The 25,194-nt window shown below is 72.7% G+C and carries 26 protein-coding genes and 2 tRNA genes; 13 read left to right on the top strand and 15 right to left on the bottom strand.

Going from position 1 to position 25,194, the window contains the following annotated elements; translation table 11 throughout:
* Window positions 1-9: 9 nt before the first annotated feature.
* The gene (locus tag CYQ11_RS10975) at window positions 10-882 is read right to left on the bottom strand and encodes a helix-turn-helix domain-containing protein (protein WP_099200378.1); all 873 of its coding nucleotides are present in this window, start codon (window positions 880-882) and stop codon (window positions 10-12) included.
* 230 nt (window positions 883-1,112) lie between these two features.
* On the opposite strand from CYQ11_RS10975, the gene CYQ11_RS29490 reads away from it, so the two are divergent.
* The 4 genes from CYQ11_RS29490 to CYQ11_RS10960 all read left to right on the top strand — a co-directional run bounded on the left by CYQ11_RS29490 (window position 1,113) and on the right by CYQ11_RS10960 (window position 3,360).
* The gene (locus tag CYQ11_RS29490) at window positions 1,113-1,454 is read left to right on the top strand and encodes a hypothetical protein (RefSeq protein ID WP_181143633.1); all 342 of its coding nucleotides are present in this window, start codon (window positions 1,113-1,115) and stop codon (window positions 1,452-1,454) included.
* Window positions 1,448-1,657 carry a DUF6255 family natural product biosynthesis protein gene (locus tag CYQ11_RS30890; RefSeq protein ID WP_424154028.1) on the top strand — a complete coding sequence of 70 codons (210 nt, stop codon included), beginning with the start codon at window positions 1,448-1,450 and terminating at the stop codon, window positions 1,655-1,657. Before CYQ11_RS29490 ends, CYQ11_RS30890 begins: the two co-directional genes overlap by 7 nt.
* A 528-nt stretch (window positions 1,658-2,185) precedes the next feature.
* A complete protein-coding gene (locus CYQ11_RS10965) occupies window positions 2,186-2,701 on the top strand; it encodes a GNAT family N-acetyltransferase (protein ID WP_240003495.1) in 516 nt (171 codons plus the stop codon).
* Between the two features lie 131 nt (window positions 2,702-2,832).
* On the top strand, window positions 2,833-3,360 hold the full coding sequence (locus tag CYQ11_RS10960) for a hypothetical protein (protein WP_099200380.1): 528 nt from the start codon (window positions 2,833-2,835) through the stop codon (window positions 3,358-3,360).
* Window positions 3,361-3,467: 107 nt separating this feature from the next.
* Here the strand turns inward: CYQ11_RS10960 and CYQ11_RS10955 are convergent, their stop codons facing one another.
* The 4 genes from CYQ11_RS10955 to CYQ11_RS10940 all read right to left on the bottom strand — a co-directional run bounded on the left by CYQ11_RS10955 (window position 3,468) and on the right by CYQ11_RS10940 (window position 6,492).
* A complete protein-coding gene (locus tag CYQ11_RS10955; protein WP_099200381.1) occupies window positions 3,468-4,022 on the bottom strand; it encodes a DUF1697 domain-containing protein in 555 nt (184 codons plus the stop codon).
* A 27-nt stretch (window positions 4,023-4,049) separates the two neighbouring features.
* On the bottom strand, window positions 4,050-4,679 hold the full coding sequence (locus CYQ11_RS10950) for a pyridoxamine 5'-phosphate oxidase family protein (protein ID WP_099200382.1): 630 nt from the start codon (window positions 4,677-4,679) through the stop codon (window positions 4,050-4,052).
* A gap of 194 nt (window positions 4,680-4,873) precedes the next feature.
* The gene (locus CYQ11_RS10945) at window positions 4,874-5,386 is read right to left on the bottom strand and encodes a heme-degrading domain-containing protein (protein ID WP_181143632.1); all 513 of its coding nucleotides are present in this window, start codon (window positions 5,384-5,386) and stop codon (window positions 4,874-4,876) included.
* Window positions 5,383-6,492: a Gfo/Idh/MocA family oxidoreductase gene (locus tag CYQ11_RS10940; RefSeq protein ID WP_099200383.1), complete on the bottom strand. Its 1,110-nt coding sequence runs from the start codon at window positions 6,490-6,492 to the stop codon at window positions 5,383-5,385. The genes CYQ11_RS10945 and CYQ11_RS10940 overlap by 4 nt, the downstream gene beginning before the upstream one ends.
* A 56-nt stretch (window positions 6,493-6,548) precedes the next feature.
* Here CYQ11_RS10940 and CYQ11_RS10935 point away from each other — a divergent pair, with 56 nt between their 5' ends.
* The 6 genes from CYQ11_RS10935 (at window position 6,549) to CYQ11_RS10910 (ending at window position 12,281) form a co-directional block, all read left to right on the top strand.
* A complete protein-coding gene (locus CYQ11_RS10935) occupies window positions 6,549-7,670 on the top strand; it encodes an ROK family protein (RefSeq protein WP_240003496.1) in 1,122 nt (373 codons plus the stop codon).
* A gap of 137 nt (window positions 7,671-7,807) precedes the next feature.
* Window positions 7,808-8,623 (top strand): hypothetical protein, encoded by an 816-nt coding sequence (locus CYQ11_RS10930; RefSeq protein ID WP_146104671.1) that lies wholly within the window; start codon window positions 7,808-7,810, stop codon window positions 8,621-8,623.
* Between the two features lie 96 nt (window positions 8,624-8,719).
* The gene (locus CYQ11_RS10925; protein WP_099200385.1) at window positions 8,720-9,499 is read left to right on the top strand and encodes an HAD-IIA family hydrolase; all 780 of its coding nucleotides are present in this window, start codon (window positions 8,720-8,722) and stop codon (window positions 9,497-9,499) included.
* Window positions 9,500-9,649: 150 nt separating this feature from the next.
* Window positions 9,650-10,357: a hypothetical protein gene (locus tag CYQ11_RS10920; protein WP_099200386.1), complete on the top strand. Its 708-nt coding sequence runs from the start codon at window positions 9,650-9,652 to the stop codon at window positions 10,355-10,357.
* 18 nt (window positions 10,358-10,375) lie between these two features.
* Window positions 10,376-11,050: a class F sortase gene (locus CYQ11_RS10915; RefSeq protein ID WP_099200387.1), complete on the top strand. Its 675-nt coding sequence runs from the start codon at window positions 10,376-10,378 to the stop codon at window positions 11,048-11,050.
* A 175-nt stretch (window positions 11,051-11,225) separates the two neighbouring features.
* Entirely contained in the window at window positions 11,226-12,281 is a 1,056-nt protein-coding gene (locus CYQ11_RS10910) for a glycoside hydrolase family 6 protein (RefSeq protein ID WP_099200388.1), read from the top strand.
* Between the two features lie 24 nt (window positions 12,282-12,305).
* Here CYQ11_RS10910 and glxA read toward each other — a convergent pair whose 3' ends face one another.
* The 3 genes from glxA to CYQ11_RS10895 form a co-directional block, all read right to left on the bottom strand.
* Complete coding sequence (glxA, locus tag CYQ11_RS10905) at window positions 12,306-14,315, bottom strand: radical copper oxidase GlxA (RefSeq protein WP_099200389.1); 2,010 nt, start codon at window positions 14,313-14,315, stop codon at window positions 12,306-12,308.
* Window positions 14,312-16,180, bottom strand: a complete 1,869-nt coding sequence (locus CYQ11_RS10900) for a glycosyltransferase family 2 protein (RefSeq protein ID WP_099200390.1) — start codon at window positions 16,178-16,180, stop codon at window positions 14,312-14,314. The genes glxA and CYQ11_RS10900 overlap by 4 nt, the downstream gene beginning before the upstream one ends.
* A gap of 339 nt (window positions 16,181-16,519) precedes the next feature.
* Window positions 16,520-16,593, bottom strand: a tRNA-Lys gene (locus tag CYQ11_RS10895).
* Between the two features lie 237 nt (window positions 16,594-16,830).
* Between CYQ11_RS10895 and CYQ11_RS10890 the strand changes: the two genes are divergently transcribed.
* Together CYQ11_RS10890 and CYQ11_RS10885 are read left to right on the top strand one after the other, a co-directional pair.
* Window positions 16,831-17,382: a C40 family peptidase gene (locus CYQ11_RS10890; RefSeq protein WP_099200391.1), complete on the top strand. Its 552-nt coding sequence runs from the start codon at window positions 16,831-16,833 to the stop codon at window positions 17,380-17,382.
* Between the two features lie 188 nt (window positions 17,383-17,570).
* Window positions 17,571-18,161 (top strand): lytic polysaccharide monooxygenase auxiliary activity family 9 protein, encoded by a 591-nt coding sequence (locus tag CYQ11_RS10885; protein WP_099200392.1) that lies wholly within the window; start codon window positions 17,571-17,573, stop codon window positions 18,159-18,161.
* 67 nt (window positions 18,162-18,228) lie between these two features.
* Here CYQ11_RS10885 and CYQ11_RS10880 read toward each other — a convergent pair whose 3' ends face one another.
* The 6 genes from CYQ11_RS10880 to CYQ11_RS10855 form a co-directional block, all read right to left on the bottom strand.
* Window positions 18,229-19,056, bottom strand: a complete 828-nt coding sequence (locus CYQ11_RS10880; protein WP_099200393.1) for a cytochrome c biogenesis CcdA family protein — start codon at window positions 19,054-19,056, stop codon at window positions 18,229-18,231.
* Complete coding sequence (locus CYQ11_RS10875) at window positions 19,053-19,811, bottom strand: DsbA family protein (protein ID WP_099200394.1); 759 nt, start codon at window positions 19,809-19,811, stop codon at window positions 19,053-19,055. Before CYQ11_RS10875 ends, CYQ11_RS10880 begins: the two co-directional genes overlap by 4 nt.
* 77 nt (window positions 19,812-19,888) lie before the next feature.
* Entirely contained in the window at window positions 19,889-20,272 is a 384-nt protein-coding gene (locus CYQ11_RS10870; protein ID WP_146104670.1) for a hypothetical protein, read from the bottom strand.
* A gap of 84 nt (window positions 20,273-20,356) precedes the next feature.
* A complete protein-coding gene (locus tag CYQ11_RS10865; RefSeq protein ID WP_240003497.1) occupies window positions 20,357-20,806 on the bottom strand; it encodes a hypothetical protein in 450 nt (149 codons plus the stop codon).
* Window positions 20,807-20,947: 141 nt separating this feature from the next.
* Window positions 20,948-21,021: transfer RNA gene (locus CYQ11_RS10860), tRNA-Lys, on the bottom strand.
* Between the two features lie 110 nt (window positions 21,022-21,131).
* The gene (locus CYQ11_RS10855) at window positions 21,132-21,887 is read right to left on the bottom strand and encodes an IclR family transcriptional regulator (RefSeq protein WP_099200396.1); all 756 of its coding nucleotides are present in this window, start codon (window positions 21,885-21,887) and stop codon (window positions 21,132-21,134) included.
* A 265-nt stretch (window positions 21,888-22,152) separates the two neighbouring features.
* Here CYQ11_RS10855 and CYQ11_RS10850 point away from each other — a divergent pair, with 265 nt between their 5' ends.
* The gene (locus tag CYQ11_RS10850) at window positions 22,153-23,250 is read left to right on the top strand and encodes an LLM class flavin-dependent oxidoreductase (protein WP_099200397.1); all 1,098 of its coding nucleotides are present in this window, start codon (window positions 22,153-22,155) and stop codon (window positions 23,248-23,250) included.
* A gap of 27 nt (window positions 23,251-23,277) precedes the next feature.
* On the opposite strand, the gene CYQ11_RS10845 is transcribed toward CYQ11_RS10850, so the two are convergent.
* A complete protein-coding gene (locus tag CYQ11_RS10845) occupies window positions 23,278-25,047 on the bottom strand; it encodes a putative bifunctional diguanylate cyclase/phosphodiesterase (protein WP_099200398.1) in 1,770 nt (589 codons plus the stop codon).
* Window positions 25,048-25,194: the final 147 nt, after the last annotated feature.

The raw sequence follows: 25,194 nt of genomic DNA, 5'->3' as shown, positions 1-25,194 counted from the left end.
TGGTGCCTCTCAGCTGTCACCCTCTAAATCGCGGGCGATGGACGAGATGAGGTCGACGGACTGTTGTGAGGACAGTGCCGCTGCCCGAAGGCCGTCCAGGGCGCTTCGGTATTTCTCGACTGTCTCATCTTCTTCGAGGTACAGAGCGCCGTCGAGGTACTCGACCTGCACCACGTCCAGGTCCAGCGGGTCTGGGTACGAGTAGAGGACGAATGAACCGCCCGTTGCTGTAAACGCCCCTTGAGAGAAGGGGATGACCTGAATCGTCATCATGGGTGGTCGATTCAACGCGATCAAGTGGCGCAGTTGGGCGGCCATGACCTTCGGGCCGCCGAGCTGCTGGCGCACTACACCTTCCGGCATGATGCAGAGATAGCTGGGCGCGTTGTCCTGCTGGAAGATCTGCTGGCGGTTCATGCGTAGGTCGACGAAGAAGTCGAGCTTTTCGGTGCTCATCTGCTTCTGCTCGGCGCCGGCCATGACTGCGGTCGCGTACTCCCTCGTCTGCAAGAGACCCGGGATGACTTGACTCTGGAAGGCGCAGATCTTGGCGGCGTCGGACTCGAGAGTCAGCAACTCCTTGAGCCCCGGCGGGAGGGCGTCGCTGTGCTGGCGCCACCAACTTCGCTTGCGACCCTCGGAAGCCAGTGCGATGAGCCAGTCGCGGGTCTGCTCGTCTTTGACCTGGTAGAGGTTGAGCAGCGTCTCAAGCTCCAGGCGTGTGACGCGATGGCGTCCGGTCTCGATGCGGCTGATCTTCGTGTTGTCGCCGTGGATTGCTTGTGCCGCTTCGATGGCGCTGACCTGCGCCGCTTCCCTCGCATCCTTGAGGGCACCTCCCAGCCTCCGACGTCGGGCTGTGCGGCGCGCTGGTTGTCCCATGTCTGCCTCCCCGGGCTCGTGTGACCACGCCTGGTGCGCGCATCCTCCCCAACCGTGGTCTGCAATCGCCACCCGGAAGAGTTCAATTCTCCAATTTGTAGCTCTGCCGCTTGCAGCTTCCCGGATGCTGGGTCCACCGTGAGACGGCGCTGCCGAGAGGCGCTGCGGCGCTAACTAGGGGTGCCACTCGCTGAGTTGGCGCAGAGGGCTTCCGGGGGAAGGTGGCGTGGATGACGTACAGGCCTGGCGCATACGTCGTAGACACCCGCGAGAACAGACTCGCGCAGGTGATGGGCGGCACTGGTGTGCGCGTGCAAGTGCAACGTCCCGGCGGTGGGTTGCAGTGGGAAGTCCCCGCCACCGCACTGCGCCTGGCCACGCGCGCCGAGCGCGAAGCCGCAGGGTTGGCCGGAACCGCCGCACCCGTGGGCTGCCCCGAGTGCCGCGAGCTGACCGCCGCGCAGCGGGCCGCCGTGGACCGGGGTGACCGGGCTCTCGCGGTGACCAGGACGATCGCGGTGCGGAGCCACTACCGCGCGAGCCACGCCTCGTACGAGGCGGAAACGTGGTGACCCGCGGACGGGCAGGGGATTGCCCGCACCGTGGCGGCTGGGCGGGAGGCGGGGGCGAGCTGCGGTGCGGGGAGTGCGGGACGCGGCACTTCACGGAGTACGGCGCGTTGCGGCCACCGGGGTTGCCCCAGGCCGTCGTGCCCGCCGCGTGGCAGCGCATCCGCCCCAGGCGTGCCGTCGGCTTCGCTTCGGTGGGGCAGTGAATGCGGCTCTGCGGGGTGCGGCTCTCGTCTCGCGCCTTCGGCGCAAGGCGCCGGCAGCGGAGGGGAGGGGGAGGGGCTGGGGTCCGGTCGCCGGTCCGGCGGGCCGGTCGTCGGCCGGGGTCACCGAAGCCTCCGCTGCGCTCCGGCGCGGGCTGCTGCCGCGATCCTTCCGGAGGCCCGGTGGGTGGGCGCGAAACGCCACCCGTCGCTGCGCTCCTCAGGCGTGGGGTGCGTCCCCGACGAAGTCCAGCAGGTCCTGGTTGAGCCGCTCGGGGTGGGTCATGAAGTTGCTCCTGGGCGATGGGGTGTCGCTGGGGCAGCTCTCGCCCGGCGGGGATCAGGCCGTCGATTACTCCGGCGTAGCGGGACCAAGGTGCCCTTGATATCTTCTGCTCGCGCGACGTCCACCCCGGTCGAGACAAGGGAGGTTGATGAATATGGCCCGCCAGACGCTTCATCAGCATGCCCTCATCCGGGCCGCGCGAGCGTGATCCGCGGTCCGGTCGTCTGAACGACCAGGAGTTTCGCGTGTCTTCTTTCTTCCTTGCTGCCGGTACGGATCTGATCACCGACCGCCTCGCGCTGCGGCCATGGTCCGCCGACGAGATCGCCACCGTGGTGGGCGACGGCCGGTCCGCGCACTGGGCCGAGGACTTCCCCGCCGAGGGCGACCGCGTCATCGCCGGCTTCATCGGAGCGCAGGCGGACCCGTCGAGCGAGCACGCCCACCGTCAGATCGTCGAGCGCGACAGCGGCCTGGTGGTCGGCAGCATCAGCCTGCTCTGGCCGCCGAGCGACGGCCGGGTCGAGTTCGGGTACGGCGTCGTGCCCTCGCGGCGCGGCCGCGGCTACGCCCCCGAGGCCGCACGGGCCCTCGTGGCGTACGCCCTGGCCTCGCCGAACGTCCACACCGTCTACGCCGACGTGGAGTTGGCGAACCCGGCCTCGGTCCGCGTGCTCGAGAAGGCCGGGCTCGAGCGCCGGAGCAGCGACGACGTCACGGCCCGCTTCCGCGCCGTGACGCCGGAGCCGCACCGGGCGTAACCCCGTAGGGCCGGTGGCGGATGGACCCTCGTCGCCGGCCCGCACCGATTGGATCTTCGGCTGTCCCCTGGTGTAGAACTCTCCCTCGTTTGACAAGATCACGACACTTTTTGGCTCACGGGGGAATTGACATGAAAACGACTCGGCGTTTCGTCAGCGCGCTCGCACTCGTCGCCGCGGTCGGCGGCCTCGCCGCCTGCGGGCCCGAGGACGACAAGGCCGGCGGCTCCAGCGCCTCCTCGCCGGCGGCGAAGCAGACCGACGGCGGCGGCTCCGGCGACCAGGGCGGCGGCGACTGCGGGCAGCCGCCGAAGCTGCCGGCCGGCCACAAGATGGTCGAGATCGCCGTGCCGCCGTCGAAGGGCTCGATGTCCGCCAAGGACGCCAAGCCGACCTGCACGCCCAACGACTGGATCTACCACGGCCAGGGCGAGGCGAAGTACTACACCTTCACCGCCGGCGAGGTGAAGGCCGAACTCGCCACCGGGTCCGGCTCCACCAAGACGGTCCCCGTCGGGGAGCTGTGGATGCACGCCGGCGACTGCATGACGGACACGAGCGCCGTGAAGTCGCCCTACAGCTGCTCCGGGAACATCTACGACATCACGCTGGACGGCGAGGGCAAGGTGAAGACCATCAAGGAGATCTGGCACCCCTGACGGCGACCGCGCGGGTGGGTTCCCCTCCCGCCGCTTTCAGCCCAGGGCCGGTGAGGGGGCTTGCGGCAAGAGCCCCTGACCGGGCCGCGCGGCGCCTGCCCCGGCGGTCAGGCCGCCGTCCACTCCACGAGTTTGACGACCGTGTTCCAGTTGCGGCTCGTGGCGACGATCCCGCTCTTCGCCGGGGTGGCCCTCGTCAGGACCTCCGCGAGCTTGGAACGGCCCAGGCCGTCCGGCGCGTAGAGGTAGAGCGCGCGGTCCCCCAGCCGGAACTCCTCGGGTGCGTACCGCGCCGCCTCCACGGACGCGAAGCGCGCCGCGTCGACCGGCTCGGAGAAGAACGTGACGTGCAGCTGCCTGCCCTCGAGCGAGGCCGCCGGGAACGGGCACGCGTCGGCCACCGCCCGCAGGTACGCGTGACCGCGCACGAGGACGCCGACGTCGAACCCGAAGCGCTCCCAGATGGCCTGCCGCAACTGCGCCGCGAGCGCCTCCTCGTCCTCGACGGCGCTGGTGAAGACGGCGTTGCCGCTCTGCAGATACGTGCGTACGTCACCGTGCCCGAGCTCCGTGAGCAGCTCCCGCAGGCCGGCCATGGGCACCTTCTTGTGGCCGCCCACGTTGATCCCGCGCAGAAGCGCCGCGTACGCCTTCGTCGTCATGGGCTCACCCTAAGCAGAGCCCGCCACCTACTCGTACAACTTGTCGGCGTACGACGTGCCGTAGTACTGCTCCAGTTCCTCCAGGCTGTCCTCGGGGCGCTCCAGGGCCTTGGAGATGCGGGCGCGGGAGGGGGCCGCGTCCGGGGTCCAGGTCTCCGGCTTCCACAGGGCGGACCGCAGGAACGCCTTGGAGCAGTGGTAGAAGACCTCCTCGACGTCCACGACGAGGGCCAGTCGGGGGCGGTGGCCCTTGACGACGAGGTCGTCGAAGAAGGGCGCGTCGCGGACGACGCGGGCCCGGCCGTTGATCCGCAGGGTGTCGCCGCGGCCGGGGATGACGTAGAGCAGGCCCACGTGGGGGTTGCTCAGGACGTTGAGGAAGCCGTCGACGCGGCGGTTGCCGGGGCGTTCCGGCACCACGACGGTCGTGTCGTCGAGGACGAGGGTGGAGCCCGCCGGGTCCCCCTTGGGGGAGACGTCGCAGGAGCCGTCGGCGGCGGCCGTCGCCACGAGGAGGAAGGGCGACGACGCGAGCCATTGCTTGTCGATCTCGTCCAGGCGCCTGCGGACCTTCTGCGCGGCGGCAGGGACCGGCGGGCCCAGCATGTCCCGCAGTTCGGCCTCCGAGGTGACTTCCACTATCTCGGCGGTGGTCATCGGTGCGTCCTCCCTCTCGTTGGGGATCAAGCCTCCTGAGCCTAGGTCAAGGCATTGCGCGGCGTGCGTGCGGGACGGCGGGGCGGGGGTCCGGGAGCCCGGCGCCCGATGCCGCCGGAGTGGTCTTGCCCGTCATCGTCCCGCCCCACCAGGCCGGTTGGCCAGCCGCTCCGGGGTCCCGCCCCCGGTCGCCCCTAGGGCCGGCCCCCGGCAACGCCCAGGAACCTCTCCAGCCCCTCCACCACCAGCGCGTGGTCCGCTGCCTGCGACAGTCCCGACACCGCCACCGCGCCGACGACACCCGTGCCGCGCACGCGCAGCGGGAACGCCCCGCCATGGGCCGCGTAACGGTCCGCGTCGAGGCGGGAGGCGTCCTCGAACGTGCGGCCCTTGGCCCGGAAGCGGGCGCCCACCAGGAAGGAGGACTCCGCGTACCGCTCGACGACGCGGCACTTGCGGTCGACCCAGGCGTCGTTGTCGGCCGACGTGCCCGGCAGGGCGCAGTGGAAGAGGCGCTGCGGACCGCGGCGGACCGTGACGGTCACCGCCGCCCCGCGCTCCCGGGCCAGACCGGTCAGCAGCGAGCCCAGCCGCCAGGCGTCGTCGTGGTCGAAGCGGTCCAGGACCAGCCGGCGCTCGTCGTCCTCCAGCCGCGCCACCTCGTCACCGGCGTGGGGGCCGCCGTAGCCGGCCGCCCGCCCGCTCAACAGCCCTCCTTGAGCGTCACCGTCCGGCCCTCGGCTGCCGACACCTTCGCCGCCTCCAGCACCCGCAGCGCCGCGGCCGCCTCCGCCGCCGTCACCGGCGGCCGTCCGCCCGTGCGCAGGGCCTCCGCGACGGCGGCGTAGTACGCGGGGTAGTCGCCCGGCAGCGTCGGGACCGGCTCGCCGCCGCCCGTCAGGGGTGACTCCCCGGCGCCGAGGCGGCCCCAGGAGGCGGGGGGCTCCACGCCCCACGCGTCCTGGGTGCCGCCCGGCCGCAGGCCCTCGCGCAGGGCCGCCTCCTGCGGGTCCAGTCCGTACTTCACGTAGCCCGCCGCGTCGCCCAGCACCCGGAAGCGGGGGCCGAGCTGGGCGGTGGTGGCGCTCATCCACAGGTGGGAGCGGACGCCGTTCGCGTGGGTGAGGGCGATGAACGTGTCGTCGTCCGCCTCCGCGCCGGGGCGGCGGACGTCGGCCTCGGCGTAGACGGTGACGGCCGGACCGAAGAGGGTCAGGGCCTGGTCGACGAGGTGGCTGCCCAGGTCGTAGAGGAGGCCGCCGATCTCGGCCGGGTCGCCGGACTCGCGCCAGCCGCCCTTGGGGTGGGGCCGCCAGCGCTCGAAGCGGGACTCGAAGCGCTGGACGCGGCCGAGGGTGCCGTCGGCGACGAGTCCCCGCACGGTGCGGAAATCGTTGTCCCAGCGGCGGTTCTGGAAGGCGCTGAGCAGCAGGCCGCGCGCCTCGGCCAGCGCCGCCAGCTCCTCGGCCTCCGCGGCGGTCGCCGCCAGCGGCTTGTCCACGACGACCGGCAGCCCCGCCTCCAGGGCGGCCCGGGCCAGTGGGACGTGGGTGCGGTTGGGGGAGGCGATGACGACCAGGTCGAGTTCGCCCGCCCGGGCGAGCAGCGCGTCCGCCGTGTCGGCCGTACGCACCTGGGGGTGCTCGGCGAGCGCCTGCTGCTGTCGCTCCGGGTTGGCCGTCACCACGGTGTCCAGGACGAGGCCGTCCGTCGCGGCGACGAGGGGGGCGTGGAAGACAGAGCCCGCCAGTCCGTAGCCGATGAGGCCGACGCGAAGGGGGGTGCGGGGGGTGCCGGTGGTGTCATCATCCATGCCCTCCACTTTGGCAACGCTGTTGCGTAAGTGCAAGCGGAGGGGACAATGGGCCTGTGAACGACCCCGTGACCCTCCCCGGAGCCAACCTCGGCGCCCTGCGCGACCACAATGCCGCCGTCCTGCTCGGCCTGCTGCGCGACGCGGGCGAGCGCGGCGCCAGCCGGACCGAACTGGCCGGGCGCACGGGACTGACCCCCCAGGCCGTCAGCAAGATCGCCGCACGGCTGCGGGCGGCCGGCCTCGCGACCGAGGCGGGCCGGCGGGCCTCCACCGGCGGCAAGCCGGCGACCGCCCTGCGGCTCGTGCCCGAGGCGGCGCGGGCCATCGGCCTCCACCTCGACCGCGACAGCGTCACGGCCACCCTCGTGGACCTCGCGGGCACGGCCCTCGCCACCCGCAGCGCCCCGCTCGCCTTCGGCGCGGGCGCCGAAGCGGTGCTCGACGCGGTGGCGGCCGAGGTCGCCGCCCTGCCGGCGGCACCCGGCGCGCTCCTGGGGGCCGGCGTCGCCGCCCCCGGCCCCCTCGACCACCGCGCCGGCGTCCTGCACCGCGTCACCGGCTTCCCCCAGTGGGACGGCTTCCCGCTCCGCGACGCCCTCGCCGCCCGGCTGGGCCTGCCGGTCGTACTGGACAAGGACACCAACGCCGCCGCCCTCGGCCTCGTCCTGCGCGCCCCCCGCGACGCGGGCTCCTTCGCCTACCTCCACCTCGGCACCGGCCTCGGCGCCGGACTCGTGCTCGGCGGCCGGGTGCACCGGGGGGCCCGCACCGGCGCGGGCGAGTTCGGCCACCAGGTGCTGCGGCTGGACGGCCCCGCCTGCCCCTGCGGCAGGCGCGGCTGCCTGGAGGCGCTGTGCCTGCGGGCCGTCGCCGACGGCGACACCGCCCTCGCCGCCCGCCTCCTCGGCACCGGCGCCGCCAACCTCGTCCAACTCCTCGACATCGACCGCGTGCTGCTCGGCGGCGGGACGGTGCTGGCCGGCCCGGACCCCTACGTCCACGGCGTGCGCGCCGAACTCCCCGCCACCGTTCCCGTCGCCGTCACCCCCGCCGGCGCGCGCACGGTCGTCGAAGGCGCGGCGGAACTCGTCCTCGCCCCGCTCTTCGGGCGCTCCGGCCACGCTTTCGCCCTCCGCTCGGACGAAACGACGATCAGCTCATCGGGCGGTATATGACGGCGGCTCGGGTGCGCGGGCCGCCCCCGTGGGATGACTTCAGTCCGTACGGCCACGCCCGTACGGATCCTGTGCGGCCCGGCCCACGGCCACCGCACGACGGAGTCCCCACCCGCGAAGGCCCGGTGATGTCCGAGATGCCCACGGCCCCCCCGACCCGTGCCCCCGGGCCCGCCCGCCGGGCCCTTCCCGTCGCCGCGGCCGCCCTCGCGCTCCTCGCCGCCACCGGCACCGCGCCCTCCTCCGCCGACACCCCGCAGCAGCACTGCGGCGACCCCGGCCGCGCCGACTTCCCCCTCACCTCACGGCTGAGCGGCGGGCCCGACGCCTACGAACGCGGCGCCGCCCCCCGCACGTGGCAGCTGGAGCTGCGCAACGTCACCGGCGCCGAGTGCCGCTCCATCCACCCCGTGGCCGTGCTCGCCGACAAGGGCCGCGCCCTGCGGCCCGACCACTTCCACCTGGACTTCTACGACAAGAACGGCGGCCGCTGGCTGCCCGTGCGCTTCGAGCGGACCGACGAGGCGGAGAACGTCGGCGTCCTCGACGACCGCGCCTCGGACTTCCCCGGCTTCGCCATCCCCGCCCACGGCTCCGTCGCCGTGCCCCTGCGGCTGGCCTTCACCCCCGCCGCCCCCGGCGGACCGGTGACGGCCAACGTCACGGCGGTGCAGAAGCGCGGCACCGACGGCGCCTGGGTGGGGGAGTCCGACGACTACACGTTCGCCGTCGAGCCCGCCGCCGGCCCCGCCCCGGAGCCCGCCGGCCCCCCGCGGCACCCCGGCGGGGCCGCGTCCCCCTCCGGCTCCCCCGCCCCGGGCGTGCTCGCCGACACCGGGGACCTGGGCGCCCTCCTCGGCGCGGGAGCCGTCGCCTGCGCCCTGCTGGCCGTCGGCGCGGTCCTGGTCGCCGGAGCGCGGACGACGCGGCGGAAGCCCCCGGCCGCCGACTGATTAGGCTGGGGGTGTCGGAACGGCGCACGAGCGGTGCCGTTCCGGCGTACCAGGGTCACGCCCTCGCGAGGCCGCCCAGCACGGCAGGAGGCCACTGTGGCAGAACGCAAGCCGATCGAGTCCTGGCTCACCGACATGGACGGTGTGCTGATGCACGAGGGGATCCCGGTGCCCGGCGCGGACTCGTTCATCAAGCGCCTCCGCGAGTCCGGCAAACCCTTCCTGGTGCTCACCAACAACTCCATGTACACCCCGCGCGACCTCCACGCCCGCCTCGCGCGCATCGGCCTCGACGTGCCCGTCCGGAACATCTGGACCTCCGCCCTGGCCACCGCCCAGTTCCTGGCCGACCAGCGGCCGAACGGCACCGCCTACGCCATCGGCGAGGCCGGCCTGACCACCGCCCTCCACGACATCGGGTACGTCCTCACCGACGCCGACCCCGACTACGTGGTGCTCGGCGAGACCCGCACCTACAGCTTCGAGGCGCTCACCAAGGCCATCCGGCTGATCAACAACGGTGCCCGCTTCATCGCCACCAACCCCGACGAGACCGGGCCCTCCGCCGAGGGCGCCCTGCCCGCCACCGGCTCCGTCGCCGCGCTGATCACCAAGGCCACCGGGCGCGATCCCTACTTCGTCGGCAAGCCCAACCCGCTGATGATGCGGGCCGGCCTCGACGCCATCGGCGCCCACTCCGAGACCAGCGCGATGATCGGCGACCGCATGGACACCGACGTCCTGGCCGGGCTGGAGGCCGGCATGGAGACGTTCCTGGTCCTCACCGGCCTGACCCGGCCCGAGGAGATCGACCTCCACCCCTTCCGGCCGTCCCGCGTGGTCGACTCGATCGCGGACCTCGTCGAACTGGTCTGACCCGCCCGCCCCGGATGCGCCGCGGGCGGGCCCGGCGCCCCGATGTAGCTCCTATCGGTTCGGATGATCGCCATATGGAGCAATACGGCTACGGAGCGGATGCGACACCCGCCGCGGGCGGTGAGTCTCTGGAGTACCAGGAGGTTCACCATGGCTTCAGTCCGCTTCGCCCTGTGCGGCGCCGTGGCGGCGGTGGCCGCCGCCGCGGCACCCGTCCACGCCCACGCCCACGACGGCCCCGCCACCGGGGCCCGGGCCATCGAGCTCGCCCCGGTCGCCGGCAGACCCGGCGGCGAGGTGAAGTTGCACGTCTCCGGCTGTGCCGGCGACCGGGCCACCGCCGTCTCCAAGGCGTTCGTCAGCGACGCCAGACTCGCGCGGGACCCCGCCGGGCTCTACGCCGAGGCGACCGTCCGCGACACCGTGCCCGCCGGCAGCTACCCCGTGCGGGTCGACTGCGACGGCCACAGCGCGACGGCCCACGGCCGGCTGACCGTCGTCGACAAGGCGTCCCTCGACGACCGGGCGAGGGACCTGCCCGGGCCCGGGCCCGCGGAGGACGACGAGCCCCCGGACGGCCGGGGGTACGACGACGCGTCCCACGACGAGTCCGGCCCCGGCGGCGCCTACCGCGAGGAGCCCGGCCCCGGCGCGTACGACGAACGCAGCGACCGCGCCCCCCAGCACCACCCGCACGGATCGCCGTTCGCCCCCGTCCCCGCGGGCGGCGGCGGCACCCGGCCCGCGGCGGCCCCCGAGGCGCCCGACACCGCCGGGCTCGTCCTGGCCGGCGTCACCGCGGCCATCGCGGGCGCCCTGATCTGGCACCGGCGGCGCACCGGCTCGGCCCAGCGGTAGCGGCGCGGGAAACGATCCGTGGCCCTCTCCGAAGCGCCCCTGCGCGGTGCCGGCCGCCTGCTCGGCGCGGTCGTCTGGACCGTGCTGCTGGCGACGCTGTGGCTGTGGGGGCGCGAGATCACCGAGGTCCCCCACGGCACCGGCCCGGGCGCCGGCGGCGTGACCGCCGCCCGCCTCGCGCCCGGTGCCGGCCACCGGCCGCTGCCCGCGGCCAGCCCCCGGGAGCTGGCCATCGAGGCCGTGGACGTCCACGCGCCCGTCGAACCGCACGGACTGACGCCCGAGGGCGCGGTGGAGCCGCCGCCCTACGAGCGCCCCGGCGCCGTCGCTTGGTACCGCGACGGGCCCCCGCCCGGCAGCGCCGGGGCCGCCGTCATCGTCGGCCACGTCGACACCCAGCGCGCCCCGGCGGTCTTCCACCGGCTCGGCAGCCTCCGCCGCGGCGCGAGGGTCAGCGTCGGCCGGGCGGACGGCACCACGGCCGAGTTCACGGTCGAGGACGTCTTCCTCGTCCGCAAGGACGGCTTCGACGCGGAGAAGGTCTACGGGCCGCGCACCAGCGGCCGCGCCGAACTGCGCCTGATCACCTGCGGCGGCGACTACGACCACGACCGGCACGCCTACAGCGCCAACGTCGTCGTCTCCGCCTACCTGACCGGAACCACGCACACCGGCGGCACCGGCCGTGTCTGAGCCCTGGCGGCCCCCGCGGCCCCGTCGCCCGACAGGGCGACCGGCCACGTGTCGTGGCATGACTCCCAGCGGCCCGGGGCACGTCTGTGCCAGCATGAAAAGGCACCTCCATATGCGAAGCCTCACAAGGCAGTTCACAGGCACCTCCACCGGCAGTACACCCGAGGGGGAGTGGATGTACGGCACCAACCCCGGCCGCCCGCGCCGGGCCGGCCGCAGGGCACGGGCGTGGACGGGAGCGGCGGCGGGGGTGCTGGTCCTCCTCACGGTCCCCGGCTGTTCCGACTCCTCCGAGGGGGCGACGCCCGAGAAGGCCGCCCCCGCCCAGGCGCCCGCGCAGCGGCCCAAGACCACCGCTCCCTTCTGGGTGAACCCCGACGGCACGGCCGCCCGCGAGGCCGCCAGGCTGCGCCGCGAGGGCAAGGACCAGGAGGCCGAGCTGATCGCGAAGATCGCCGACCAGCCGGTGGCGGAGTGGATGGGCGTCGACGACCCGGAGGGCCAGACGCGCGGCTTCACCCAGGCCGCCGCCAAGGCCGACCGCGACGCGCTGCTGGTGCTCTACAACATCCCCCACCGCGACTGCGGCCAGTACTCCCAGGGCGGAGCGGCCGACGGCGACGCCTACCGCGCCTGGCTGGAGCAGGCCGTCAAGGGCATCGGGGACCGCACCACGACGGTGATCCTGGAGCCGGACGCGCTGCCGCACATGGAGGACGGCTGCACGCCCCAGCAGTTCCACGAGGAGCGCTACGCCCTCCTCAAGGAGGCCGTCGGAAAGCTGAAGGCGCTGCCGAGGACGAAGGTCTACCTGGACGCGGGCAACCCCAGCTGGGTCACGCCCGCCGACCGGATGGCCGAGCCGCTGCGCCGCGCCGGCATCGACCAGGCCGACGGATTCGCCCTCAACGTCTCCAACTTCCAGACCACCCAGGACAACAAGGAGTACGGCCACCGCCTCTCCCGGCTCCTGGGCAACAAGCACTTCGTGGTCGACACCAGTCGCAACGGCAACGGCCCGCTCTCCGGCGGGAACCACGAGAAGGCCTGGTGCAACCCCTCCGGCCGGGCCCTGGGCGAGCCCCCGACGGTCCGGACCGGGGACTCCCTGGTGGACGCCTTCCTGTGGGTCAAACGGCCGGGGGAGTCGGACGGCACCTGCAAGGGCGGCCCGGAGGCCGGGCGGTGGTGGGAGACGTACGCGCTGGAGCTGGCCCGGAACTCCCGCTGAGGGCGGCCGCTCCCGCGCGCCCGCTCACTCCTGGTCCTTCTCCTTCTCCTCTTTCTTCTCCCGCTCCTTCTGCTTCTCCTGGTCCGCCTTCGCCAGGTCGTCGGCCACCGGGACCTTGACCCACACCGCCTCCGACGGCGTCCCCCTGTCGTCGATCACGTTGAGCATGTACCAGCCGGGCGGCACCAGCGAGGGGTCCTTGGGGACGGTGACCGTGACGCCGTCGGACGTCGCGGTGAAGTCCAGGGCGATGGAGCGCTGTTCGATGTTGGTCACGTGGGTGAAGGATCCCGGCCGGATCAGCCTGACCTTGGCGACCTTCCCCGTCGCGTGCGTGCGGTACGAGGTCTGCTCGCCCAGCTTCACGGTCCGCGGTTCGGTGTCCTTGATCTCCGGGCGTCCGTCGCGGAAGAGGTAGGGCGGGGTGTAGAGGTCGATCTGCTGCTGGAAGGTGCCCGGCCTGGTGTTGGCCTCGTCCCCGAAGAGGGAGTCGGAGCCGAACGTCATGACCCGCCCGTCGGGCAGCAGCAGCGCCCCGGAGTGGTAGTTGCGGCCCACCAGCGGGTCGGCGACCGGCCGCGTCGCGCCCGCGCCCGGGTCGTAGAGCTCGGCCCGCAGGACGTTGGAGTCGCTGCGGCCCCGGTAGTCGCCCGAGCCGTTGGTGGTCAGCACCGTGTCGTCCGGCAGGATGACGCTGCTGGGATAGCGGACCTTGGCGTAGAGGTCGGGGCCGTCGTGGAAGCGCGGCTTGTCGGCGTGCAGGTCGACGATGCGGGTGCGGGCGGTGGACTTGCGGTCCTCGCCCACCCCGCCGCCGCCGAGGACCATGTACCGCTGCTGCTGGGCGGGCGGCAGCAGGACGGACATCGAGGTCTCCAGGACGTCCGGGTCGCTGATGCCCGGGACCTCGGTGAATTCGTTGCTCTCCACGTCCCACAGGCCGGGGGTGCGGCCCTTGTCGGCGGGGCCGTAGCCCGCGTTGGACCCCGTGTAGAAGATCTTGCCCTTGTCGGTGAGGAAGAGGGCCGGATAGGTGGGGAAGAAGCGCTCCTGGGGGAGGTAGGTCCACTTCTTGGTGGCGGGGTCGTAGACCTCGTTCTTCCCCGGGACGACCTGGCCGATCTCGTCCAGGCCGGAGACCGAGAGCACCTTGCCGTCCTGGAGGGTGGTCAGGGTCGGGTACCAGCGGGCCTCCTCCATCGGGTCGACCGTGACGTACCGCTCGGCCACCGGGTCGAATTCGAAGGAGTCCCTGATCCCCTGGAAGTCCTTCTTGTCGAAGGAGAGCTTGTTGGCGATGCCGTAGGAGTTCCGGGCGTCGGCGCCCTCCAGGCCCACGACGGTGTAGTTGTCGGTCGTCCCCGTCTCGTTCTTCTGGCCCTTGTCCAGGGCTTCCACATAGACGCGGGCCGTGCTGGCCGTGACGGTGACCTTGCCGTCCTTGGTCTCCTTCTTGGCCCGCGGGACGAGGACGGCGTCCTTGGACTCGAAGGTCTTGTGGTTCTCCTTCCCGGTGAAGCGGGTGCCCGCCGGGAAGGTCATGGGTTTGTCGGGGTTCTCGTTGTGCACGATCATCAGCCCGCCGGCCTTGGTGACGTCGCCCTCCAGCTTCTCGTACCGCTGGGTGCCGCCCGCCACCAGGAGTTTTCCGTCGGGCAGCTGGGTGTGGCCCGCGCAGAAGAGGTCCTTCGGGGTCGGGATGTTCGTGAAGGTGTTCCGCTTCGGGTCCCACAGGACCGTCCGGAAGGACTTGGCCTTGAAATTGGCGGCGTTGTTTCCGGAGCCCGCCACCAGCAGCACCTTGCCGGTGTGCAGCAGGGCGGCGTGAATCGTGTTGATGCGGTACTTGCGCGGGACGTCGACCACGTCCCAGTGACCGTTCTTGGCTTTGTAGGCGGGTCTGTTGATGGTGTAGTCGTGGTACTGGCCGGCGGCGTATCCCCAGATGGCCGGGCCGTTCATGCCCGCCAGGACGACGACGACCGCCGCACCGACGGCCATGCGGCGGGTGCGGCGGGTGGGCTGGAACCTCATCGCTGACGTGCCCCCTCGGGCTGGGGGGCGGGACGTCCGGACCGGTACAGGGTCCACCCCCAGGCGGCGATCGGCGCGAGGGTGACCGCCAGCGCGAGCGACGCCCAGGTGCGCATGGCCACGTGGGTGTGGCCGAGGACGAAGGACGCCACCAGCGACCCGCCGAAGACCAGCAGGAAGAAGAGGTGGATGCGGAAGGTGCCGAAGAGGGTGTCGGGGCTGGCCGAGTCGCCCTTCGGGGTCACCACGAACGTGCTCTTGCGGCGCAGCACCGCGTCGGTGAGCGAACGGGCGTAGACCGGCGCGGAGAGCGCGGACATCACCATGCCGGCGAGGCCGCCCGACCCCTCGGGCTCGTGCGGGGAGACGTTGTGGCGGCGGTTCCAGATGTAGAGGCCGATCTGCAGGGCGGCGGCGTCGCTGTAGAGCATCATCCAGATCTCGGAGTTGATCGAGATGCCGGAGGCGCCGAGCCCCAGGAAGAGCGCGCAGCTCAGGGCGCCCAGCATCCAGTTGATCGCGGTCATGGGGTAGTAGATGACCATCAGGGTGTAGTTCAGGAAGGTGCCCGGCGACAGCGTGAACGGACCTTTCCAGTACTGCTTGAGGATCGTTTCGTAGGTGCCCCGGGACCAGCGCAACTGCTGGGTGAAGAAGTCCGTCCAGGCGTTCGGTCCCTCTCCCACGGCGAGGACGTCCGGGGTGTAGACCGAACGCCACCTTCTGCCGGTGGCCGGGTTGCGGTGGCGGTGCAGCTCGAAGCCGGTGGCCATGTCCTCGGTGATCGAGTCGTACAGGCCGCCGATCTCCTTGAGCGCGCTGATCCGCACGGCGTTGTTGGTGCCGACGAACATCGGTGAGCCGTAGCGGTTTCCGGCGCGCTGGATGAGGGCGTGGAAGAGGAACTGCTGGCTTTCGGCGGCCTTGGTGACCGCCGTGTCGTAGTTCCCGTACACCTGAGGTCCAACGACAAAGGCGACATCCTGGTCACGGAAGTAACCGAGCATGCGCTCCAGGAAGTTGGGCAGCGGGACGTGGTCGGTGTCGACGGAGGCGAAGAAGTCGTAGTCGTCGCCGTGCGCGTCGAGCCAGGCGTTGTAGTTGCCGTGCTTGGTCTTCGCCCGGTGCGGCCCCTTCGGCTGGTTCCACTTCTCCACGCCCTTGCGGCTGAAGTGGTGGACGCCGAGCCGCCGGCAGACCGCTTTGACCTCGGGGTCGTCCCCCTCGTCCAGCAGCCAGACGTGCACCGGGCCACGGTGGCGCACCCGGACGGCCGCCTCCAGCGTGCGGGTGACCATCTCCAGCGGTTCCTTGCCCGGAACGAAGGAGGTGAGGAAGGCGACTTTCGTGCCCGTCTCCGGGACGACCGGTATGGGGTCCCGGGCCACCAGGGTGGCGTGGGCGTTGGACGTGACGTTCAGGGTGCGGAACAGCTCGATCAGGCCGATGGACACGAGCATCACGGTGTCCAGGACCCGCATCAGCGGCGTGCCGTTCTCCCGCTGGGTCCAGTGCGAGGGCTGCATCAGCCACACCAGCAGCCCCAGGGAGACCACGGGGGCCGCCCCGAGCAGCAGCGCGGCCTTGACACGGTGCGGCTCGTCGGCGAGCAGGCTGCGGTAGCGGACGCGGTACGGGCCCGGGGACCCGCCGGGCGGGGCGGGGTCGGTGAGCGGGCCGGCCAGCCGGCTGTAGTGCTCGTAGTCGAAGCGCGGCAGCGGCTCGCGCTGCCGGGGCGGACGCGGCTGGGGCGGGTCGGTGGGCCGCGGCCGGTCTCTCGCGCCCGCCGGGGCGGGCACGCGCAGGCGCGCGGTCACCGACGGGTCGTAGGTCTGCTGCCGGGCGTCGGCAGGCGTAGACGTCATGAGTCATTCCCCCCGCACGCATGGTGACTGCGTGTGTGCCAGTTCATGACCCGCGGGCCCCCCTCCGGCCGCACGGGCGCGACGGTGCCGGCTCCCTCCGGCACCGGCCAACTCACTGGTCAGACACTGACCTTGGAATGAGCAGTGCGTTTCAGGATCTCCGACCCCGCGCCATGATCGCAAGGGTGAAACACGGTGTTTACCGGGCAAAGCGGTACGTCGAACGAAGATGCGTGCGAACGTTGCAGAAGTGGTCACTTCTGACGCGCATGTGAGTTCGTATCGCAGGAAGAACGACTCAGGGCCCCTCACCTGAGGTGAGGAGCCCTGAGTCTCGCGTGCGCCGCCAGGGACTCGAACCCCGGACCCGCTGATTAAGAGTCAGCTGCTCTAACCAACTGAGCTAGCGGCGCCTGCTGACAGAGAAAACTCTACCTGACGTTCGGGGGTGCCTCCGACCACCCCTCAGTGGACCGTAGGGGCCCACCCGCTGTCGGATCACCGCAGTCCTGTCCCTTTTGTTCACCTAAGAGGTGATTAGTTGCTACGGATTGTCACCGTTCGGGCGACATGCGGTTTCGTTCGGTCGCTGAGAAGCTGTCCCGAAGCGGTGCCCGAGTGGAAAGAAATTCACGAAAGGCGGCGAGGAGATGTCCGGTGTCATACCCCGCCAGGGCGCCCGCCGACGGCGGAGCGCCGTGCGCGGCACGCTGGTGGCGGCCGTGGGGGCCGCAGTGATAGCAGGTTCGGGTGCGGTCGCGGTGGCCGCGGAGTCGCCGGTCCCGGCCCCGGGGCGAAGACCCGGCGTGTCGGCCGGGAGGCGCGGCGGCCCGGAGCCCGCGGTCGCCTACGCGCTGCGCCATGTGGGTGACCCGTACCAGTACGGCGGCCGCGGCCCGCGCCGCTGGGACTGCTCGGGCCTCGTCCAGCAGTCCTACCGCCGGGCCGGGGTCCGGCTGCCGCGCCTGGCTGCCGACCAGTACCGCGCCACCCGGCGGGTGCCGCGGGCGCAGCTGCGCCGCGGCGACCTCCTCTTCTGGTCCGGCAACGGCCGGGCCTCCGGGGTGCACCACGTGGCGATCTACCTGGGCGGCCGGCGTTACGTCGAGGCCGCTCACGCCGGCACCAAGGTGCGCGTCTCCAGTTTCGCGAAGCACAACGCGCGCATGTTCGGCCGCGTGGCCCGCCCCGGCCGGCGCTGACGCGCCCCCTCCCCCCCTCCCGCCCGCCCCGCCGGAAGTGCCCGGCGGGGCGCCGTCGTGCCATGCCCGGGAAGATTGAAGAAGAAATTGGCCTGGACATGACCATTGGCTGGTACTAGCCTCCGCCTTGGTCTAGACCGCAATTCACTCGACTCACGGAACCCCCCACGTTCTTCGAGGAGTGCGTCATGCGCAAAAAGATCAGTGCGGCGGTCATCGGCTTGGGCGCCGCCTGTGTCTCGGTCCTCTCCACCGTCCCGGCCAGCAGCCACGGCTCCCCCGACTCACCCACCAGCCGCCAGGTGTACTGCGCGAACGGCACGGTGAGCGACTGCGGCGAGATCCAGTGGGAGCCCCAGAGCGTCGAGGGCTCCAAGGGCTTCCCGTCGCGCGGCCCCGCGGACGGCACCATCTGTTCCGGCGGCAACAGCCGCTTCGCCGAGCTCGACGACCCGCGCGCCGGAGGCTGGCCGGCCACGGCGGTCACGGCCGGGCAGAACTACAGCTTCCGCTGGAAGCTCACCGCGCGCCACGCCACCACGGACTTCCGCTACTACCTCACCAACAGCCACTACGACCCCACGAGACCGCTGACCCGGGCCGATCTCGACCCGCAGCCCTTCCTGACCGTCCCCTACGGCGGCCGGATCCCGGACGCCACCGTCACCCACCAGGGCCGGATCCCCTCCGGGAGGTCCGGCAAGCAGCTGGTCCTCGCCGTGTGGACCATCGCCGACACGGGCAACGCGTTCTACGCCTGCTCCGACGTCGTGCTCTGAGCCGGAGAGCCGTGGGGCGGCCGCTGGCCGGCCGCCCCACGGTGCTCACGCCGGCGCTCCCGCGCCGTCACTTCTCCCCGGGGTCCCGCCGGAACGCGATCCTGGCCAGCACCCCCGCGACCACCAGCGCGACCACGGCCAGCACGGCGTAGTCCGGCACGGCGTTGCCCACCCGCGAGGCGAGCTGCTCCAGACGGAACTCCTGGTCGGCGTCCAGGACGCCGGGCAGCCCGGTCGTCCCGTCGTACGCCAGGAACAGCACCCCGATGCCGATGAAGAACAGGCCCGAGACCAGCGACGTGGTGTGCAGCCGCAGCCGCCCCAGCCGCAGCTCCCGGCCGCGCAGCCAGCCGCGGCCGCCCAGCTGGAAGCGGTCCCAGAACAGGGCCAGCACGAACAGCGGCAGCGCCATGCCCAACGCGTAGACGGCCAGCATCGACGCCCCGTACACCGGATCACCGCCCACGGCGGTCACCGTCAGCACCGCACCCAGGATCGGTCCGGCGCAGAAGCCCGCGAGTCCGTACACACAGCCCAGCAGGAAGGTGGACGCGGCCGAGCGCGGGGTGATGCGGCCGGCGGCGGCCTGCGCCTTCCTGGACGCGAAGCCGAGGCCCAGGATCTGGGCGGCCCCCAGGGCGATCACCGTCCAGCCGCCGGCGGTGACCAGCAGGTCGCGGTGGCCGTTGAAGAGCCGGCTGGCGGCCGTGGAGGCGGCGCCGAGCGGGACGAGCGTGGTGGCGAGGCCGAGGTAGAACACGCCGGTGCGGGCGAGCAGCCTGCCCGGACTCGCCAGCGAGTAGGCGAAGAACGCGGGCAGCAGCAGCGCGCTGCACGGGCTGACCAGGGCGAGGGCGCCGCCCAGGAAGGCGGCCAGGTAACCGATGTCGGTCACTTGCCCGGCTTCCCGGCCGCGTCCTTCACCGCTTTGGCCTGGGTGATGGCGGCCTCGAACTCCTTCAGCGGCTGCGCGCCCGCCAGCGGCCGGCCGCCGACGAGGAAGGACGGGGTGCTCTGCACGCCGAGGGAGTAGCCCTCCTCCTGGTCCTTCTTCACCGCGGCCGCCGCCTCGTCGCCGTTCATGTCGGCGCGGAACTTCTCGACGTCCTCGACGCCGGCGGTGCGGGCCATGTCGGCGAGCTTGTCCTCGGCGAGGGCGTCGCCCTTGCGGAGCTTGGCGAAGGCCTCGTCGTGGAACTGCCAGAACCGGCCCTGCCGCCCGGCGGCCCAGGACGCGCGGGCGGCCCGCTCGGAGTCCTTGCCGAAGATCGGGAAGTTGCGGAACTCGATGCGCAGCACGCCCGCGTCCACGTACTTCCTGACCAGCTCGGGCTGGGTCTCACGGGTGAAGCGGCCGCAGAACGAGCACTGGTAGTCGGCGTACTCCACGAGCACGACGGGCGCGTCGGCCTTGCCGACGGCGAGCGGGTCGCCGTCCTTGCGCCGGCTGGTGGCCTGCTCCAGCTGGTCGTAGGTGCTCTGGCGCGGGTCGAAGGAGGGCTGGGTGCCGGCGGCGGACGACTCGTGCTCGGCGGAGCCGCCCCCGCTCTTGCCGATGGCGAGGCTCGCGGCGACGATCGCCACGACGAGGGCGACGACCGCGCCTATGGCCGCGAGGCGGCGGGAGGGCGTGGAAAGACGTGCGGACATGGGGAAGGGACTCCCGGGGTCGTACGGAATCTGGGCATGCCGGAGCACGGCCCGGACAGGGGCCGTGACGGGCGGGGCTAGATCCGCAGGACGGGGAGCAGTTCGGCGCAGCCGGCGACCGGCAGCGGCGGCGCCCTGGGAGGCGTGACCTGCCGGGCGCGGGCCCGGAGGGGGGCGGCGCGCGGGGTGCCGGGGGCGGTGAGCGGGTCGGCCTGCGCGTGCGCGACGGCGACCTCGGCGCCCTTGAGGGGCAGGTCCTGCTGGTGGCAGCTGCCGCCGGTGCCCCGGTCGTCGGCGCGGGGCGCCGCCTGCTCGACCGGGTCGCCGGTCGCGGCCGTGTACCGCGCGGCGGACGCGCCCGCGGAGACCGGGGAGCCCGCTCCGCACACGACGGGCCCGAGGACGAGTGCGAGGAGGAACAACAGCGCTGCGGCCGCCGTGCGGCGGCGGTGCTGCGGCACGTGTCGTCTCCTCTCTGTCCCGGTACGCGTCAGGGGGCGGCCCCCATGCTACGGGCCGCCCCCCCTGTGCCGTACGGACGTGGATCACGCCCGGCCGTCGGCGACGGCCCGCAGGGCGGTGCGCTGGGCGAACCAGAGGAGGGAGACGGTGGTGGCGGCCATCACCACGGCGAAGCCGAGGTGGCCGGCGGTGGAGGTCACGGCGAGGCCGGCCGCGGTGAGCACCGCGTGGCTGCCGAGCCGCAGGGCGACCAGGCCGACGGCGAGCTTGCGGGTGCTCTTGCCGCGCCACAGCCGCTTGGCCAGCTGGAGCCGCGAGCGGAGGACGGTGAGGGAGGCGACGATGTTGACGACGCCCAGGGCGCCGAGCACCCACAGGCTCTGCGGGTAGGCCTTGAACAGGTCGTAGGCGGCGGACATCATGCCCTCGAAGCCGAAGAACCAGGTGGGGAGCGGCTTGATGGCCGGGTCGCCGGCAGCCGTGGCCAGGCTCTCGCGGGGGGCTTCGGTGGCGGTGATCGTCGCGGTCGTCATGGAGAAAAGTCTCCCGGCGCGGGCGGGGCCGGGGCAGATCCGTCGGTCACCGGCCGCGGATGACATAAGTCATCGGGCGGCCGCGGGTGTCGCGCCGACGACGAAGGCCCCCACCGTGAGGTGGGGGCCTTCGTCTGTCTGTGCGCCGCCAGGGACTCGAACCCCGGACCCGCTGATTAAGAGTCAGCTGCTCTAACCAACTGAGCTAGCGGCGCCTGCTGACAGAGAAAACTCTACCTGATGTCGAGGGGTGCTCCGAACCACGCGTCACTCGGGCCCCTGCCGCCCCCGGTGCGGGGGCGGTCCCCGCGGGGGGTGGCAGGGGCTACAGGGCCATCGAGAGCAGCATCGGGCCGGCGTGCCGGTTGAGGGCGGCGGCCGCCTGGCGCAGCCGGTGGGCGTGCTGGACCGGGAGCGACAGCGCCAGCGAGCCGACCGACCGTCCGGCGGTGACCGGCACGGCGGCGCAGACGGTGCCCACCGCGTACTCCTGGAGGTCGAGGACGGGCACGGTCGCCGGCTGGGCGTCGAGCTTGCGGAAGAGGACCTGCTCGTTGGTGATCGTCCGGGAGGTGAGCCGGGCGGTCCTGTGGCGCGCGAGGTGGTCGCGCCGGTCGTCGTGGTCGAGCTGGGTGAGCAGGCACTTGCCGAGCGCCATGGCGTGGGCGGCGGAGCGGAAGTCCACCCACTCGTTGACCTTGGGGGCGCGGGGCCCGTCGGCGTACTGCGTGATCCGGATCTCGCCGTCGACGTACGTGCTCAGGTAGACGGCCGCGCCTATGGTGTCGCGCAGCGCGGACAGCGCGTGCTGGAGCTTGCGCGCCAGGCCCGCCTTGCGGTCGCCGCCCGACAGCAGGGCCAGGGCCTCGCCGGTGACGTAGCCGCCGTCGGCCGTCCGGTCCACGTACTCCTCGCGGCACAGCGTCGCCAGCAGGTGCGCGAGGTGGGCCGGGGGCAGCCCGGTCTCCCGGGCGATCTGGCCCTCGCTCACGCCGCCGCTGTACTTGGCGACCGTCTCCAGCACGCGCAGGGCGTACTGCACCGAGTGGAACGGTACGGTCGGCTCCGGCTTGAGCGCCACGGCATCCCCTTAGCGGTTTCCTCTCGGCTGTCCGCTCTCCACGATAAGGGCGAAAACCGCGGCGCGGAGAGGGTGTTGAGCAGAATTGAGCCGGGTTGCGTACCCCATGTACTGGAGCTTGTGACCTTGGCATATGCCCGTGTCGCGAGGTGGGGGGCTGGAATAACCGGAGTTTGTCTCCGGTTCCCTGAGGTCGGGCGTGGAACCGTTCCACGCGCACCACCGATCAGGGAGGCGGGCCACCGTGGCCGATGCACAGGACGACATGATCCGGGCGAGCGCCCTCGGCAGCGCCCCCGTGCCGCTGTCCGTACTCGACCTCGCGCCGGTCGGCAGCGGCCGGACGGCCCGGCAGGCGCTCGGCACGACCGTCGAACTCGCCCGGCTCGCCGAGCGGCGCGGCTACCACCGGCTGTGGGTGGCCGAGCACCACTCGATGCCCGGCATCGCCAGCTCCTCCCCGGCCGTCGTCCTGGCCCACCTCGCCGCCCACACCGAGCGCATCCGCCTGGGCTCCGGCGGCGTGATGCTGCCCAACCACGCCCCGCTGGTGATCGCCGAGCAGTTCGGGACGCTGGAGGCCCTCGCCCCGGGCCGGGTCGACCTCGGCCTGGGGCGGGCCCCCGGCACGGACGGCGCCACCGCCGCGGCCCTGCGCCGCCAGGACCGGCTCGCCGAGGGCGCGGACGAATTCCCGCAGCAGCTCTCCGAGCTGACGCGCTTCCTCGACGACGACTTCCCCGAGGGCCACCCCTACGGCCGGATCCACGCCGTTCCCGGGCCCGTGCAGGGCCGGGTGCCCGGCGGGGTGCAGCGGGCGGACCGGCCCGTCGTCTGGCTGCTCGGCTCGTCCGGCTTCAGCGCGCGGCTGGCCGGGCTGCTCGGCCTGCCGTTCTCCTTCGCGCACCACTTCTCCGCGGCCGGCACCCTGCCCGCGCTGGAGCTGTACCGGGAGTCCTTCCGGCCGTCCGCCGTCCTCGACCGCCCGTACGCCAAGATCGGCGTGCAGGCCTTCGCCGCGGACGACGCGCGCGAGGCGCGCCGCCAGGTCCTCACCGGGGCCCTCGCGATGCTGCGGCTGCGCACCGGGCGGCCGGGGCTGATCCCGTCGCCGGAGGAGGCGGAGCGGTACGCCTTCGGCCCCGCCGAGCAGGAGTTCGTCGCCGACTGGCTGCGCAACGTGGTCTTCGGCACGCCGGACGAGGTGCGCGCGGGGCTGGACGCGCTGGTCGAGCGGACCGGGGTGGACGAATTGATGATCACCACCAACGCGCACGGCCCGGCCGCGCGGCTGCGCAGCTACGAGCTGATCGCGGACGCGTACGGGCTGCCGGGCGGCGGACCCGGGCCCGCCGCCCGCTGAACCGGGGCCGGGCGGAGGCCCCGGTGTTCAGGAGCGCACCCCCGTGCTCAGCAGCGCCGAGATCCGCTCGGCCGGCACCGGGCGGGAGTAGAACCACCCCTGCCCGGTGTCGCAGCCGATCCGGCCCAGCCGTTCCGCCTGCTCCGCGCTCTCCACGCACTCCGCCGTGACCGTCAGACCCAGCCGGTGCGCGAGCTGGACGAGGGCCTCGACGATCGTCTCGTCGGCGGGGTTCGGGTGCTCCTGGGTGCGGAAGCCGTGCACGAAGGAGCCGTCGAGCTTCAGCGTGGAGACGGGCAGCCGGCTGAGGTAGGCGAGGTTGGAGTAGCCCGTGCCGAAGTCGTCGATGGCGATGGCGACGCCCATGTCGCTGAGCGCCTGGAGCTGTTGCAGGGGGCGGCCGCCCGAGCCCATCACCGCCGACTCGGTGAGCTCCAGCTGGAGCAGGCTCGGCGGCAGCCCGGTCTCGGCGAGGATCCCGGCGACGTCCGCGACCAGGTCGGAGTCCCACACCTGACGCACCGCCACGTTCACGCTGACCACGAGCGGCTCGCAGGGGTGGTCGAGCTGCCAGCGGCGGGCCTGGCGGCACGCGGTGGCGAGGACCCAGCGGCCCAGCGGGACGATCGCACCGGTCTCCTCCGCCAGGCCGATGAACCGGTTCGGGGCCAGCGTCCCGAACTGCGGGTGGTGCCAGCGCACCAGCGCCTCCACCCCCCGTACGACGCCGTCCCCGAGCCCCACCAGCGGCTGGTACTGCAGGTCGAACTCCTCGCGCTCGACCGCCGGGCGCAGGGTGCTGGAGAGCGTCTGCCGGGTGACCCGGTGGGCGTTGCGCTCGGGGTCGAAGAGGGTCCAGCGGGCCTTGCCGTCCGCCTTGGCCCAGTACAGCGTGGTGTCGGCGGCCTGCATCAGCTCGGTGGCGTGCGTCCCGGCCGCCGGGCGCTCGACCACGCCGATGCTCGCCGACACCGCCAGCCGCTGCCCGGAGACCTCGAACGGCCGCGAGAGCGCGGACTGGACGGACGCGGCGAGGTCGATCAGCTGCTCGGTGCCCCGGGACTCCTCCACGAGCAGGGCGAACTCGTCGCCCCCGAGCCGGGCCACGAGGTGGCCCCCGGGCGCCGCGCACTCCGTCAGTCGCCGGGCCACCGCGCCGAGCAGCCGGTCGCCGGCACCGTGGCCGAGGGTGTCGTTGACGGCCTTGAACCCGTCCAGGTCGAGGTAGCACAGGCCGATCCGGCCGCTGCCGCCCGCCACGGCCGTGGCGGCGAGCGCGGCCGCCAGCCGCTCGAAGAACAGACTGCGGTTGGGCAGTCGGGTCACCGGGTCGTGCATCCGCAGGTGCCGCAGCCGGGCCCGCAGGTCGCGCCGGTCGCTGATGTCGGCCACCGACAGCAGCGCGTCGCGCGTCTCGGGCAGCGGGGTGACGGTCACCTCGGCCCACACGCCCTGCCCGGCGGCCGGTCTGAGCCTGCGGGTGCAGTGGAGGCGGTCGCGGCGGCCGAGCAGCACGTCGCGGTAGGCGCTCCAGGTCCGGGAGTCCTCCGTCAGCCCGGTGAACTCCGCCGCGGGGGAGTCCTGGAGTCGGGCCGGGTCGGTGCCGAGCAGCGCGCCCAGCGCGTCGTTGGCGGTGCGTACGAGGCCGTCGCGGTCGACGACGGCCATGCCGAGCTCTGCGGCTCGGAAGGCGGCGCGGAATTCCTGAGAAGTGACGTGACGTTGCGTGACGACTGGCGTGACGACTGGCGGCTCGGAACCGGGCGTGCCGCCCTTGCCGTCGAGTGTTCCGCTCAACGCTCGCTCCCGCGTGGCATGTGTTCCCGCACGGTTCCCGTGCGGGTTTCGGGTCTCTCGTACGCGTGGTGGAAAAGGCGGCAAATGGCCGCCTGTAGGGGGATTCCGTGCTGGAAGTGTGGCGAGCATAGAGCCCGCGCAGGGCCC

It is taken from the genome of Streptomyces cinnamoneus (assembly GCF_002939475.1).
Lineage (GTDB): Bacteria > Actinomycetota > Actinomycetes > Streptomycetales > Streptomycetaceae > Streptomyces > Streptomyces cinnamoneus_A.
This window is presented reverse-complemented; position numbering and strand designations above follow the sequence as displayed.